This window comes from Emcibacteraceae bacterium (genome assembly GCA_041396985.1).
Taxonomy (GTDB): Bacteria; Pseudomonadota; Alphaproteobacteria; order Sphingomonadales; family Emcibacteraceae; genus Pseudemcibacter.
The window spans coordinates 331,097-343,850 of sequence record JAWKXO010000003.1 but is presented as its reverse complement, the minus strand read 5'-3'; the positions used below and the strand labels follow the sequence as shown (position 1 = coordinate 343,850).

General features: G+C 44.7%; 14 protein-coding genes. 6 read left to right on the top strand and 8 right to left on the bottom strand.

Annotated elements, in window-relative coordinates; translation table 11 throughout:
* Positions 1 to 69 precede the first annotated feature (69 nt).
* The 3 genes from R3D86_09795 to pdxH are packed head-to-tail and all read right to left on the bottom strand — an operon-like array spanning position 70 to position 1,906.
* Positions 70 to 426, bottom strand: coding sequence for an arsenate reductase (locus R3D86_09795; GenBank protein ID MEZ5758499.1), 357 nt, complete (start codon positions 424 to 426; stop codon positions 70 to 72).
* Positions 426 to 1,331: a cation diffusion facilitator family transporter gene (locus R3D86_09790; protein ID MEZ5758498.1), complete on the bottom strand. Its 906-nt coding sequence runs from the start codon at positions 1,329 to 1,331 to the stop codon at positions 426 to 428. The genes R3D86_09795 and R3D86_09790 overlap by 1 nt, the downstream gene beginning before the upstream one ends.
* Positions 1,331 to 1,906 (bottom strand): pyridoxamine 5'-phosphate oxidase, encoded by a 576-nt coding sequence (gene pdxH, locus R3D86_09785; GenBank protein ID MEZ5758497.1) that lies wholly within the window; start codon positions 1,904 to 1,906, stop codon positions 1,331 to 1,333. The genes R3D86_09790 and pdxH overlap by 1 nt, the downstream gene beginning before the upstream one ends.
* 89 nt (positions 1,907 to 1,995) lie before the next feature.
* Here pdxH and R3D86_09780 point away from each other — a divergent pair, with 89 nt between their 5' ends.
* From R3D86_09780 to R3D86_09755, 6 genes are all read left to right on the top strand, one after another.
* Positions 1,996 to 2,463, top strand: coding sequence for an RT0821/Lpp0805 family surface protein (locus R3D86_09780; protein ID MEZ5758496.1), 468 nt, complete (start codon positions 1,996 to 1,998; stop codon positions 2,461 to 2,463).
* Positions 2,464 to 2,499: 36 nt separating this feature from the next.
* Positions 2,500 to 3,429: a J domain-containing protein gene (locus R3D86_09775; GenBank protein ID MEZ5758495.1), complete on the top strand. Its 930-nt coding sequence runs from the start codon at positions 2,500 to 2,502 to the stop codon at positions 3,427 to 3,429.
* A gap of 1 nt (position 3,430) precedes the next feature.
* A complete protein-coding gene (locus R3D86_09770) occupies positions 3,431 to 4,294 on the top strand; it encodes a YihY/virulence factor BrkB family protein (GenBank protein ID MEZ5758494.1) in 864 nt (287 codons plus the stop codon).
* Between the two features lie 94 nt (positions 4,295 to 4,388).
* A complete protein-coding gene (gene fabI, locus R3D86_09765) occupies positions 4,389 to 5,210 on the top strand; it encodes an enoyl-ACP reductase FabI (GenBank protein MEZ5758493.1) in 822 nt (273 codons plus the stop codon).
* Between the two features lie 2 nt (positions 5,211 to 5,212).
* Positions 5,213 to 6,283 (top strand): chorismate synthase, encoded by a 1,071-nt coding sequence (aroC, locus tag R3D86_09760; GenBank protein ID MEZ5758492.1) that lies wholly within the window; start codon positions 5,213 to 5,215, stop codon positions 6,281 to 6,283.
* 144 nt (positions 6,284 to 6,427) lie between these two features.
* Positions 6,428 to 7,210 carry a YiiX/YebB-like N1pC/P60 family cysteine hydrolase gene (locus R3D86_09755; GenBank protein ID MEZ5758491.1) on the top strand — a complete coding sequence of 261 codons (783 nt, stop codon included), beginning with the start codon at positions 6,428 to 6,430 and terminating at the stop codon, positions 7,208 to 7,210.
* A gap of 25 nt (positions 7,211 to 7,235) precedes the next feature.
* On the opposite strand, the gene R3D86_09750 is transcribed toward R3D86_09755, so the two are convergent.
* The 5 genes from R3D86_09750 to R3D86_09730 all read right to left on the bottom strand — a co-directional run bounded on the left by R3D86_09750 (position 7,236) and on the right by R3D86_09730 (position 12,754).
* Positions 7,236 to 7,703: a hypothetical protein gene (locus tag R3D86_09750; GenBank protein ID MEZ5758490.1), complete on the bottom strand. Its 468-nt coding sequence runs from the start codon at positions 7,701 to 7,703 to the stop codon at positions 7,236 to 7,238.
* Positions 7,704 to 7,920: 217 nt separating this feature from the next.
* A complete protein-coding gene (rlmD, locus tag R3D86_09745) occupies positions 7,921 to 9,180 on the bottom strand; it encodes a 23S rRNA (uracil(1939)-C(5))-methyltransferase RlmD (protein ID MEZ5758489.1) in 1,260 nt (419 codons plus the stop codon).
* Positions 9,158 to 9,913 (bottom strand): TlyA family RNA methyltransferase, encoded by a 756-nt coding sequence (locus tag R3D86_09740; protein MEZ5758488.1) that lies wholly within the window; start codon positions 9,911 to 9,913, stop codon positions 9,158 to 9,160. Before R3D86_09740 ends, rlmD begins: the two co-directional genes overlap by 23 nt.
* Positions 9,906 to 11,828: a 1-deoxy-D-xylulose-5-phosphate synthase gene (gene dxs / locus R3D86_09735; GenBank protein MEZ5758487.1), complete on the bottom strand. Its 1,923-nt coding sequence runs from the start codon at positions 11,826 to 11,828 to the stop codon at positions 9,906 to 9,908. Before dxs ends, R3D86_09740 begins: the two co-directional genes overlap by 8 nt.
* Before the next feature lie 23 nt (positions 11,829 to 11,851).
* Entirely contained in the window at positions 11,852 to 12,754 is a 903-nt protein-coding gene (locus R3D86_09730) for a polyprenyl synthetase family protein (protein MEZ5758486.1), read from the bottom strand.

Sequence of the window (12,754 nt, the reverse complement as noted above, 5' to 3'; positions counted from 1 at the left end):
TTGAAACTCATTTATTAATAATGATTCTTAATTAATCTACAGTAGCATAGTTTTAAAAATAATAAATAATTATTTTAATAGTGCTTCTTCGAGTAAGGTCTGCTCTTTCTTTGAAAAACCGATAATGCATTTATCTCCCAAATCAAAAACCGGCCTTTTGATCATTGCCTCATTTTCACATAAAAGATTTATTGTCCCTTGCTCATCCAATGCCTCCTTCACCGATTCAGGTAGCTTTCTCCATGTTGTGCCTTTTTTATTAAGAACAACATCAAGTCCGCATTCTGAAACCAAGTGCCGGATTAATTCTTCATCAACGCCATCTTTCCGATAGTCATGGAAAAGATAATCAATGCCTTTTGAATCCAGCCATTTCATAGCCTTTTTCATCGTATCACAATTTTTGATGCCAAAAATTTTAATCATTAAATAGCCCCTTTTTTGCTGTCATTAAAGGGATCAGCATGAATAAAAACTTCTGCATTTTTATATGTTTCAATAATCTTTTGTTCCACCTGATCTGAAATTTCATGCGCTTCATGAAGGCTTATTCCGTCCTGTAGTTCCATATGAAACTGGATGAATATATCCAGCCCCGAACGTCGGGTCCGAAGCTCATGAACCCCAACCACTTCATTATGCTTTTTTATAATACTGATGATTTTTTTTCTGTCCTCATCATCCAGTTCCTTATCCATCAGCACATCGGTACTGGCAATAAACACCTGATAGGCACTATGGAGAAGATAAAAACAGGCAACTGCACCAAAAAAAGGATCCGCATATGTAAATTTAAAATATCCATCCAGTACAAGTGAAATGACCACCCCTAAATTTAACAGAATATCCCCAGTATAATGCATTCCATCGGCGGCTATAGCGACAGAACCGGTTTTTCTGGTGACATGTTTCTGATACATAACCAACAAAATAGTCAGCAAAACGGATGCCCCAATTATCCCGGCACCAAGAACAGGTTTTTCAATCGCCCTAGGATTAATTATTTTTTCGATTACTTCTCTAAGTAGAAACAGCGATGAGGCGAAAATTATAAAGGCCTGTAAAAGACCGGCAATAGCTTCTGCCTTACCATGACCAAACCTGTGATCCTTATCCGCAGGGATCATTGAGAAACGCACAGCCGCAAAAATAATAATCGATGACAGGCTATCCATAACGCTATCAAGAAGCGTTCCGAAAATAGCAACAGATCCGCTTTCAATATATCCCCATGTTTTTAGGGCAATAAGCGTAATTGCCACCGTAACAGAGGCTGTCGTCGCTCTTCTAAGAAGTTTTTCAGCATCATTTTTATCAAGGTGAGTATTCATTACGGATAAAGTATTTCTGTTTCCCAATTGCCCTGATCATTAATTTTATAAATATGTCTGTCATGAAGCCGGAATTTTCGATCGCGCCAGAATTCAATGCGTCTTGGTTTTAGCCTGAACCCTGACCAGTGTGGAGGACGGGGAACCGCACCGATACCAAATTTGGTTGTGTATTTAAGAATTCTTGCTTCAAATTCAAAACGTCCTTCCATTGGCTGGCTTTGTTTTGACGCCCACGCCCCGATCTGGCTGTCTCTGGCACGCGAAGCAAAATAGGCATCAGCCTCTTCATCGCTTACCTGGCTGACGGCACCCTCAATACGGATTTGCCGGGCTAGACTTTTCCAGTGAAAACAAAAGGCCATATTGGGATTATGAGTTATTTCCTGACCTTTACGGCTGTCAAGATTAGTATAAAAAGTAAACCCATCAGGTCCGTGATCTTTAAGTAGCACCATTCTGACAGATGGCCTTCCCTGATCATCAACAGTTGCAATTGACATTGCTTCTGCCATATCTTCGGCTTTGTTTGCTTCTTCAAACCACTCTGCGAATTTTTCGAATGGATCCTGCATAATAATCAGCCCTTGTATCGTTTCATTTTATAATTAATTATATTGTATAATTTAGAGTACATCTATAACCCATGTTAAAGGATAATACAGTGAATAATTCAAAAAACATTGCAAAAGTTGCGCTGATTTCCTTAATTGCAGTGCCATTGCTGTCCTGCACAAAAGAAGATAGCGGCACACTGCTGGGCGGCGTTGGCGGCGCTTTGGTTGGAAGTGCTGTAACCAATAACAGTACGGTCGGTGTTGCCATTGGCACGTTGGCCGGAGCCTATATTGGTCGCGATATTGGCCGCAAAATGGATAAGGCAGATCAGCAGAAAATGTATCAGACAACCCAGGCAGCCCTTGAAACCGGCGTTTCCGGAAACGCCGCACAGTGGACAAATCCGGATACGGGTAATAGCGGGTCGGTAACCCCTCAGCCTGCTTATAATAATGCAGATGGTCAATATTGCCGTGAGTATCAGCAAACGGTGACCATAGCAGGCAAAGCAGAAACAGCATACGGGACTGCCTGCCGCCAACCAGATGGTTCTTGGAAAATCGTAAACAATTAATTATATTAATCGGTAGTTTTTAATTTAAAGAATGGAATGATGAGAGATCCATATACAGTACTTGGCGTATCCAAAGATACCAGCCCGGCAGATTTAAAAAAAACATATCGCAAACTTGCGATGAAATATCATCCGGATCAAAATCCCGGCGATGAGAAAATGGCAGAGAAGTTTAAGGAAGTTTCTGCTGCCTATGCCCTGCTGAGCGATGAAAAGATGAGAGCTCGTTATGACCGTGGTGAAATTAATCCAGATGGTAGCGAAAAAGGATTTGCCGGATACCGCCAGAATGCTCACGCCGGCGGCAACCCATTTGGTGGCGCTTCGGGTTTCAGCGGTTTTGGGGCCGGCTTTGATGCCGAAGATTTGTTTTCCAGCCTTTTTGGTGGTGGCCGCACCCGGACACATAGGGCCAAACCATCTGCACGCGGCGATGATAAAACATATAATATCAATATTGATTTTCTCGACGCTGTTTTAGGCAGCAAGAAACAGGTTAGACTTGAGAATGGCAAAACCCTCAACATAAACACTCCAGTTAATGTCAGGGAAGGTCAACAGATCAGGCTTAAAGGGCAAGGTGGTGCTGGTATTGGCGGCGGCCCAGATGGCGACGCACTTATTGAAGTCCATATCAACAAGCACCCTTATTATACGCTAAAAGGAAATGATATCCACATGGAGCTTCCCATTACGCTTGAAGAAGCTGTGTGTGGGGGCAAAGTAACGGTGCCGACAATTTCAGGCAAAATTGCCCTGACCATTCCAAAAAACTCAAGTTCTGGCAAGTTGATGAGGTTAAAAGGACGGGGAGCAGAGGATCCTAAAACCAAGAAAAAAGGTGACCAGTTTGTAAAATTAATGGTCACTTTACCTGCAGAAGCTGACTCGGAGCTTGAAAAATTTGTTAAAAAATGGTCGGCTAAGAATGACGAGTCCAAAAACATACGTGAACATTTAGGGTAAAATGGAAAAACCAGCAGCATTCGTAAAGTTTCTGATCAAGACAATTACGAATTTTAATAAACATGACGGCATGGTCATGGCAGGCCATCTGGCCTTTCTTGGCCTGCTGGCTTTATTTCCGTTCATCATTTTTCTGGTCTCCCTTGCCGGAACTTTTGGCCAATCAGCTGCTGGTACAGATGCCCTTACAGTAATGTTTGACCATATGCCTGCAGATGTCGTTTCAGTGTTGCGTGGACCAATTGAAAAAATGATCTCCACATCAAGTAAGGGCATTATGACATTCAGCATCATCGGTGCCATTTGGGTATCTTCCTCCGCCATTGATGCTGCGCGGCTGGCGATTGTCCGGGCCTATTCAACGGTGTCAAGACGTCCTTACCTGCGCCGCCGTGCCGAGGGACTTCTACTGGTTATTTTATCCGCATCCAGTATTATACTTGGCATGACCGCGCTGGTTTTCGGCCCCGTCATCTGGAAAGCCATTATTAAATACAGCCCCGTTGAAGCAAATTGGATTTTTTTATGGAACCTCATCCGTCTTTCGGCCAGTTTTGGCCTCATATTCGGCGCCCTCTGCCTTGCCTATTTCATACTCAAACCAAGACGGCTTATTGCCCCAGGACCCGTCGCTCCAGGGGCAATCGGGGCAATCGTTGTCTGGATGGTTATTGCCAATAGCTTTTCAATTTATCTTAAATATTTCGGTAATTATGATGTCACATACGGCAGCCTTGCCGGTGCCATTATTGCCCTCGTTTTTTTCTATTTTTTAAGTGTGGGTTTTATAATTGGCGCAGAAATTAATGCGGAAATTTATCACCGACGGTTGGAAAAAATGGAAAAAATACAGCCAAGTGATTGAATTTGAGTGACTATTGTGTAGGATACGGGTAATTTACTATTTGATACTATATCATTTAAAAACATTTGGGACATATTACCCAGAGGAATAAAAAATGACTGAAAAAAAAGGACTTCTTTCAGGAAAGCGCGGTATCATCATGGGAGCGGCAAACAACCGCTCTATTGCGTGGGGTATAGCCAAAAAGGCAGCAGAGGAAGGTGCCGAACTGGCGTTTACGTATCAGGGTGAGCAAATTGAAAAAAGGGTGCGCCCTTTGGCAGAGAGCCTTGGCTCAAATCTGATCCTGCCTTGTGACGTTACAGATACTGCCTCGATTGATGCTGTTTTTGCTGCACTTGAAGAAAAATGGGGTCGTCTCGATTTCCTTGTTCATGCGATTGCCTACTCTGATAAAGAGGAACTGACCGGCCGTTATGTCGATACGACACCCGGTAATTTTGCCAGAAGCATGAATATTTCCTGTTACTCATTTACGGCCCTGGCCCAGCGCGCCGAGAAGCTGATGACTGAAGGGGGAAGCATGATCACGCTAAGTTACTATGGTGCCGAAAAGGTGATCCCCCATTATAACGTCATGGGCGTTGCCAAAGCGGCGCTTGAAGCCAGCGTTAAATATCTGGCCCGCGATCTCGGTCCCAAAAATATTCGTGTAAACAGCATTTCTGCCGGACCAATTAAAACTCTGGCTGCATCAGGCATCGGTGATTTTCGCTATATTCTGAAATGGAATGAACTAAATTCCCCAATGGGCCGAAATGTCAGCATTGAGGAAGTGGGAAATGCAGGCGTCTATTTTATCAGTGATTTATCATCCGGTGTTACCGGTGAAAACCATCATGTTGATGCCGGATATCACGTTATGGGAATGAAACGCGAAGATAGTCCCGACCTTACCCTGCATAAGGAAGAATAATTATGTCAGACAATAGCTACGGTAAATTGTTCCGGGTGACAACCTGGGGCGAGAGTCATGGCCCATCAATCGGTTGCGTTGTTGATGGCGTGCCCCCGCGCCTTAGCTTATCTGAAGAAGATCTGCAAATTTACCTTGATCAGCGAAAGCCCGGACAAAACCGTTTCACCACCCAGCGTCAGGAGCCGGATCAGGTCAAAATTATGTCTGGCGTTTTTGAAGGGCTGACCACCGGAACGCCGATCAGCCTCATTATTGAAAATAAAGATCAACGCTCAAAAGATTATGGTGATATCAAAGATAAATACCGTCCCGGTCATGCCGATTTCACTTATATGGAAAAATATGGCATTCGTGATTATCGCGGCGGCGGTCGTTCATCTGCCCGTGAAACAGCCATGCGTGTTGCTGCCGGCGGAGTTGCCCGCAAAATTCTTGGTGACGAAATTAAAATAACCGGCGCCCTGATACAAATCGGCGACAAAAAAATTGATCCTGCCAAGTGGGATGATGATCAAATTTCCAAAAATCCATTCTGGTGTCCGGATTTGGAGATGGTTGCCGTCTGGGAAAAATATCTCGATCAAATCCGAAAATCCGGAAGCTCCATTGGCGCCGTAATCGAAGTCCGCGCAAGCGGTGTACCAGCCGGGCTGGGTGAGCCTATCTATGGCAAGCTGGATGCCGATCTGGCCGCAGCGATGATGAGCATTAATGCCGTTAAAGGTGTTGAAATTGGTGCTGGGTTTGCCAGCGCTGCCCTGACGGGTGAACAAAATGCCGATGAAATCAGAATTAAAGATGGCAATCCCCATTTTAAAAGCAATCATGCCGGCGGTATTCTGGGCGGTATTTCATCCGGACAGGATGTGGTTGTGCGATTTGCTGTTAAGCCAACATCATCTATACTGACCCCACGTGAAACCATTGATGCTGATGGAAACGAAACCGAAATTCTGACCAAGGGCCGTCATGATCCTTGCGTCGGCATACGTGCCGTTCCTATTGGTGAGGCTATGATGGCCTGTGTGCTGGCCGATCATATTCTGCGCCATAAGGCCCAATGCGGATAAAAAAAATTCGATTTACAGTGAAACCTAAATTTTTGGAAGACCATAATTTAAACGACAGACTAGTGTAACAATAGCTGTATATATAGACTCATCAGGCATATCTGTAGAATGATCTCAATATTGATGGAAAACGGGTAGAAGGCTATGTTGAATTGGTTAAAAACAAAAATTTCCAACAGTATAATTCGATATCTGGAAAGGCCCGTCTGGCGCTACAGACCCTTCACACTGATTACAGAGGAGGATTTGAGAACCTATCTTGAACCAGGTGATGTCCTGTTAATAGAAGGCAATCAGTATATCAGCTCAATCATCAAATATCTTACCCAGTCAACCTGGTCCCATGCCTGTTTTTATGTTGGTGACGCTTTAGGGACAGACGAAAATGGGGAAAGACTTTGCCTGATAGAAGCAGATGCCAAGGGGGGTGTTAACGCAGTTCCTTTAAGTAAATATAACCATTTTAACACCCGTATCTGCCGGCCAAATGGACTTAATATTGAAGAAAAAAAGAATGTCATTGATTATGTGGTATCCCGAATTGGCCTACAGTATGACATGAAAAATATCATAGACCTTATGCGTTACCTATTTCCATACCCTCCGGTACCACTTTTCTTCAGGCGGCGAATGCTGGCACTGGGAAGCGGAGATCCGACAAGAGCCATATGCTCAACCCTGATCGCCCAGGCATTTCAGTCGGTAAAATACCCGATCTTGCCACGGATTGAGGTAAAAAAAGTAATGTCCACTGACGCCAGTTTTCAGGAAAAAGAGATTTACCACATCCGCCATTACAGCCTGTTTACCCCGCGGGATTTTGATGTATCTCCCTATTTCAAAGTAATAAAACCCACCATTGAAAGCGGATTTAATTACAGGGAAATTACATGGTCAGAAGATGTGGATTTGCCTTTTAATGGCTAATTTATTTTAAAATAATCAGGCAGGATTAATTTTTTATACTGTCCACATACCCTAATAGGGATTGTATCCTGATGATATCATTCAGCTCTTCATGGACGGCACCATGATGAATGGCCTCTTCCTGTTGCTGTTGCCAATAGGCAATAACATCAAATTTCTCATCATTTCCCGGATCTTTCTGAAAACTTAAATTGATATGGTCTTCAAAGCTTATTGCTCCGGCATTAAAAAGAGCAGCACTTAAATTTGCCACCTCGGATGATGTCGCATTTTTAAGATCAATATTTGACGCAACATTACGCCAGATTGGGGAAATGTCGATTTTTACTGATGAATCGTTGGCTGGCCGATTAATTGGATTAATATCATTATCGGCTTTTAATCTTTTTTGTGATTTACCGCTGATGACGGCTTGATCACTGATTAAAGTCTGCTTTGGTTCAGGTTGGATCAGTTCTTTTAAATTCATGTTATAGGCTCTTACGCTATCCATTATATTACTCCTTGCAAAATATCAGCGACTTTTCGCTTTTTATTGCAAGGACTGTGCCATCCCCTCGACTTTTGAAAATTTGTTTAAATTCCTAACCTATTTACTAACATATTGTTAAAAAAGGCGTTTTAATAATTTATTAACCATAAATTCCGGCAATTCTTACCGCTTCCAATTCAACAACCAGATCTTATAGTAAGAAAAAAATGTGGTAAAATTATGCCCGTTCAAAAGTGGCAATAATTTCCAGATGCGCTGAATAAAGAAACTGATCAACCGGTGTTACCGCCCCCATCTTGAACCCGGCCTCGATCAGGTTCTGGACATCACGTGAAAATGTAACGGGATTGCAGGACACCATCACCAGCTTTTTAAGTTTGGAATTGATAATTTCCACCATCTGGTGCCTGGCCCCTGCCCTTGGCGGGTCTATTATTGCCACATCAAAATTGTCCAGTTCATGAGGGAGTAATGGCCTGAGAAACAGGTCACGAAGTTCCGTTGTCACCCGCTTTATACCGCCTAGCTGATTGGCACTGCTTTTTAATGCCTCCAGCATCTCTTCATTATTTTCAACCGCATGTACATTTGCATGATTGGCCGCTGCAATCGAAAATGTGCCACAGCCGGAAAACAAATCAACAACACGGGTAGCGCCCTTTATCCCGTCAAGCATTGCGGAAATAAGAACATTCTGACCATGTTCTGTTGCCTGCAGAAATGCGCCCTCAGGAAAAAAGACCTTGTTCCCTTCAAAGGTTACAAAGGGCTTTCTGCGCTCTGCCAATATTTCATAAAAAGGCTTTTTCAACTTTGTATCAAACCAGCTGATCCTTGCCAGATCATTCTCTTCAGCAAAGGCCGCAAGATCCATTCTCATATTAAGGTCAACTTCACCATTTCCCTTAAACACCACATCCAGACCATTATCTGCTTTGGTAATCTGAATGGTCATTTTCTGTTTATGGCCAAGATTTTTTCTTAAATATTTCTTGAGAGGTTCAATAAACGAGGTAATTTGAGGAACCTGTATCGGACACATATTTATATCAACCAGATTATGACTGCCTTTTTCGGCATAACCCAGGATAATTTCACCACTTCCACGGCCGATCGCATGAAAACTTGTCCTGCGACGGCTTCCTATCGGGCTAATCTCAAGCGGCCTGATTTCCGCATCAGCTATTCCCTGATTTTCAAGGGCGGTCTTAACCAGATTTCTTTTCCAGTCCCTATAATAATCTTTTTCCACATGCTGAAGCATACAGCCGCCGCAGTCCCCAAAATGCTGACAAATTGGCTCTGCCCTGTAGGGTGACTTTATATGAATGTGACGAAGGCGTCCTTTGGGACCATTCAGTTTGGCATCAATCACATCCCCTGATACAGTATAGGGCACATAAACGGTTTTCCCGTCCATATGGGCTATACCATCTCCACGGCCGCCAAGTTCATCAATGGTTATTTTTTGCGTCATATCGCGCCCCGATCAGAAATTCTATATTGCCTTCCGGTCCTTTAATTGGACTTTGCGTCAGGCCGATAACGCTCCACCCGTCCATTTCATCTTCAATCCAGCTTTTGATTTTTTCGCAGACCTCCTGATGAAGTTCAGGCTCACGCACAACGCCACCTTTACCGACATTACCTTTGCCGACTTCGAACTGCGGTTTGATCAGGGCAATTAAAATACAGCCATCGGCCGCCAGCTTCATAGGGGCCGGTAAAACAGTCTGAAGGCCAATAAAACTTGCGTCGCAAACAATTAAATTGATTTTATCTGGTATTTCGTTCTCGGTGAGGTAGCGTGCATTGGTTTTTTCAAAAACGACAACTTTATTGTCATTTCTGATTTTCCAGGCAAGTTGGCCATGCCCAACATCAACAGCATAGACCTTAGCAGCACCGTTTGTCAGGCAGACATCGGTAAAACCGCCAGTGGATGCCCCAACATCCAGAACGGTCATACCCGTCACGTCTATGTTAAACTCTTCCAGCCCTTTAACCAGTTTAAGTCCGCCGCGACTGACCCAGGGATGCTCCTTGCCGCGCACTTCCAATGAAATTTCTTCGCTTAACTGTTGGCCAGGTTTGGATATTTTCTGCTCACCGGCATAAACATTTCCCGCCATGATATAAGCCTGTGCCCTTGCGCGGCTTTCTGCAAGACCGCGATCCACAAGCATCTGATCTGCGCGCTTTTTAGCCATTGACCTGAGAAGAATTTACGTCGTTATGCCCCAATGCCTGAAGTGCGGTTCTGACAAGGTCTGCGGCCGTAAGGCCCGCTTTTTTATACATTTCATCCGGGCTGTCCTGATCAATAAACTCATCAGGAAGTTTTAATGTTCGCACTTTAAGTCCCTGTTCCATCAGCCCTTCATTTGAAAGATATTCAAGGACATGGCTGCCAAAACCGCCAATAGAGCCTTCCTCAATGGTCAGTAAAACATCATGGTCCAGCGCCAGTTTACGGATCATTTCAAGATCAAGTGGCTTGGCAAACCGGGCATCGGCGACCGTACAGGAAAGCCCTTTGGCGGCAAGCTCATCCGCGGCAATCAGGGCATGTTCAAGGCGGGTGCCAAGGGACAGAATGGCGATTTGCTTTCCTTCGCGGACTATTCGGCCCTTGCCAATTTCAAGTATTTTTCCTTCTTGCGGTAGCTCAACCCCGGTGCCTTCTCCCCTTGGATAGCGCACAGCTGAAGGTCCGCTATCATGAGCCGCGGCTGTAGCGATCATATGGGTCAGTTCCGCTTCATCGGCAGCAGCCATCACCACCATATTCGGCAGGGTCGTTAAGTATGTTACATCGAACGAACCGGCATGGGTCGGGCCATCCGCCCCGACAAGACCCGCACGGTCAATGGCAAAACGAACGGGCAGGTTTTGAACAGCCACATCATGCACAACCTGATCATAGGCCCGCTGCAGGAATGTTGAATAAATGGCGGCAAACGGTTTATAGCCTTCACAGGCAAGACCGGCAGCAAAGGTAACGGCATGCTGTTCTGCAATACCAACATCAAAGCAACGGTCGGGAAATTCATCGGCAAATTTGTCAAGACCAGTACCCGATGGCATTGCCGCATTTATCGCAACAATTTTATCGTCTTTTCTCGCTTCATTAATCAACGCTTTTGCGAAAACACTGGTATAACTTGGGGCATTGGCTTTTGACTTTTTCTGAGCGCCGGTATCTACATCAAATGTCGAAACGCCGTGATATTTATCTGCTGCATTTTCAGCGAATGAATAGCCCTTGCCCTTTTGCGTGACAACATGAACAAGGATCGGACCACCCGTCGCATCACGCACATTTTCGAGCACCGGAAGCAAATGTTCCATATTATGACCGTCAACGGGTCCGACATAATAAAAACCAAGTTCCTCGAAAAGCGTCCCTCCCGTTGCCATACCCCGGGCATATTCCTCAGCCTTTCTTGCTGTGGTGCTGATCGTGCGGGGAAATTTGCGGACAATATTTTTGGCAAAATCCCGAAGGTTAAGATAAGAACTTGACGATAACAGCCTCGCAAGATAGGCGCTCATTGCCCCCACTGGAGGAGCAATTGACATATCATTGTCATTCAGAATAACAATCAGACGACTATTTAATGCCCCTGCATTATTCATTGCCTCATAAGCCATTCCGGCACTCATAGCCCCGTCACCGATCACGGCGATAACATTTTCAGCTCCACCTTCCAGATCCCGGGCCACCGCCATGCCAAGTCCGGCCGAAATTGACGTGGAACTGTGTCCTGCGCCAAAGGGGTCATATTCACTTTCTTTTCTTTTTGTAAAACCGGCAAGACCGCCACCTTTTCGAATGGTATACATTTTATCACGGCGCCCGGTCAGTATTTTATGGGGGTAACACTGATGTCCCACATCCCATATCAGCTTATCTTTTGGTGTATTGAATACATAATGAATGGCTGTCGTCAGTTCAACGACACCAAGCCCGGCACCAAGATGTCCGCCTGTGCGCGAGACATTATAAATCATATCGGCACGTAGCTCATCAGCCAGATCCTGCAGCTTTTCCGGTGGAAGCTTTCTTACATCAGCTGGATATTTTATTTGATCCAGTAAAGGTGTTTCCGGTTTTTCATTCATTTTTATTACTCTTCACCCTATTCTTAATGAGCCCTGTGACGCACAAAACCAGCCAACGACCTTAAGATATCAGCTCTTTCATCAAATTTATCCAGGCTTTTGACAGCCTGATCAATCAGCTCATCTGCCATCCCTCTTGCACGCTTGGCTCCCATAAGCGAAACCAAAGTCGCCTTGCCCGCTTCCAAATCTTTGCCGGCTGTCTTTCCAATATCTTCCGAACTGCCCTCAATATCAAGCAAATCGTCAACAATCTGAAACGCAAGACCAATATCGCGTCCATAGTTGGCCAGATTATGACGCCCTTCATCCGCTACCTTAGCCAATATTGCTCCCGCTTCACAGGAAAAAACGATCAGCGCACCAGTTTTCATCTGTTGCATGCGGATTATTTCTTCATCCGTCAGGGGCTGGTTTTCCGCTTTAAGGTCAATCATCTGCCCTCCGACCATGCCCATAGCACCTATTGCCTTGGATAACAAGCCAATCAGCTCACAGCGAACAGCAGCATCCGGGTGCGTTTTACTGTCAGCCAGAATTTCAAACGCTAAAGTTAAAAGGGCATCACCCGCCAGAATGGCTGTTGCTTCATCAAATTTTTTATGGACTGAGGGCTGGCCACGGCGCATATCATCATCATCCATTGCCGGAAGATCGTCATGTATTAGAGAATATGTATGAACACATTCCACTGCCACAGCGACACGTAGCGCATGATCAGGATTGACTGAATAAAGTGAAGATGACTTCATCACCAAAAACGGCCTTAATCGTTTCCCCCCGGCAAGAAGCGCATAGCGCATGGCTTCGACAACATAATGTTCCATCCCCACCGTTTTGGGAAGAACAGAAATTAGATAATGATCGAACGATCCGGCAAATTCATTTAATGAATTTGTTGCCAAATCAATTGACAATGATGACAT

Coding starts and splice junctions, on each gene's coding strand:
- R3D86_09775 (MEZ5758495.1), top strand. CDS start 2,500: ATGATGAGAGATCCATATACAGTACTTGGCGTATCCAAAGATACCAGC.
- rlmD (MEZ5758489.1), bottom strand. CDS start 9,180: ATGACGCAAAAAATAACCATTGATGAACTTGGCGGCCGTGGAGATGGT.
- R3D86_09730 (MEZ5758486.1), bottom strand. CDS start 12,754: ATGTCATCATTGTCAATTGATTTGGCAACAAATTCATTAAATGAATTT.
- R3D86_09740 (MEZ5758488.1), bottom strand. CDS start 9,913: ATGGCTAAAAAGCGCGCAGATCAGATGCTTGTGGATCGCGGTCTTGCA.
- R3D86_09790 (MEZ5758498.1), bottom strand. CDS start 1,331: ATGAATACTCACCTTGATAAAAATGATGCTGAAAAACTTCTTAGAAGA.
- pdxH (MEZ5758497.1), bottom strand. CDS start 1,906: ATGCAGGATCCATTCGAAAAATTCGCAGAGTGGTTTGAAGAAGCAAAC.
- dxs (MEZ5758487.1), bottom strand. CDS start 11,828: ATGAATGAAAAACCGGAAACACCTTTACTGGATCAAATAAAATATCCA.
- R3D86_09795 (MEZ5758499.1), bottom strand. CDS start 426: ATGATTAAAATTTTTGGCATCAAAAATTGTGATACGATGAAAAAGGCT.
- R3D86_09755 (MEZ5758491.1), top strand. CDS start 6,428: ATGTTGAATTGGTTAAAAACAAAAATTTCCAACAGTATAATTCGATAT.
- R3D86_09770 (MEZ5758494.1), top strand. CDS start 3,431: ATGGAAAAACCAGCAGCATTCGTAAAGTTTCTGATCAAGACAATTACG.
- fabI (MEZ5758493.1), top strand. CDS start 4,389: ATGACTGAAAAAAAAGGACTTCTTTCAGGAAAGCGCGGTATCATCATG.
- aroC (MEZ5758492.1), top strand. CDS start 5,213: ATGTCAGACAATAGCTACGGTAAATTGTTCCGGGTGACAACCTGGGGC.
- R3D86_09750 (MEZ5758490.1), bottom strand. CDS start 7,703: ATGGATAGCGTAAGAGCCTATAACATGAATTTAAAAGAACTGATCCAA.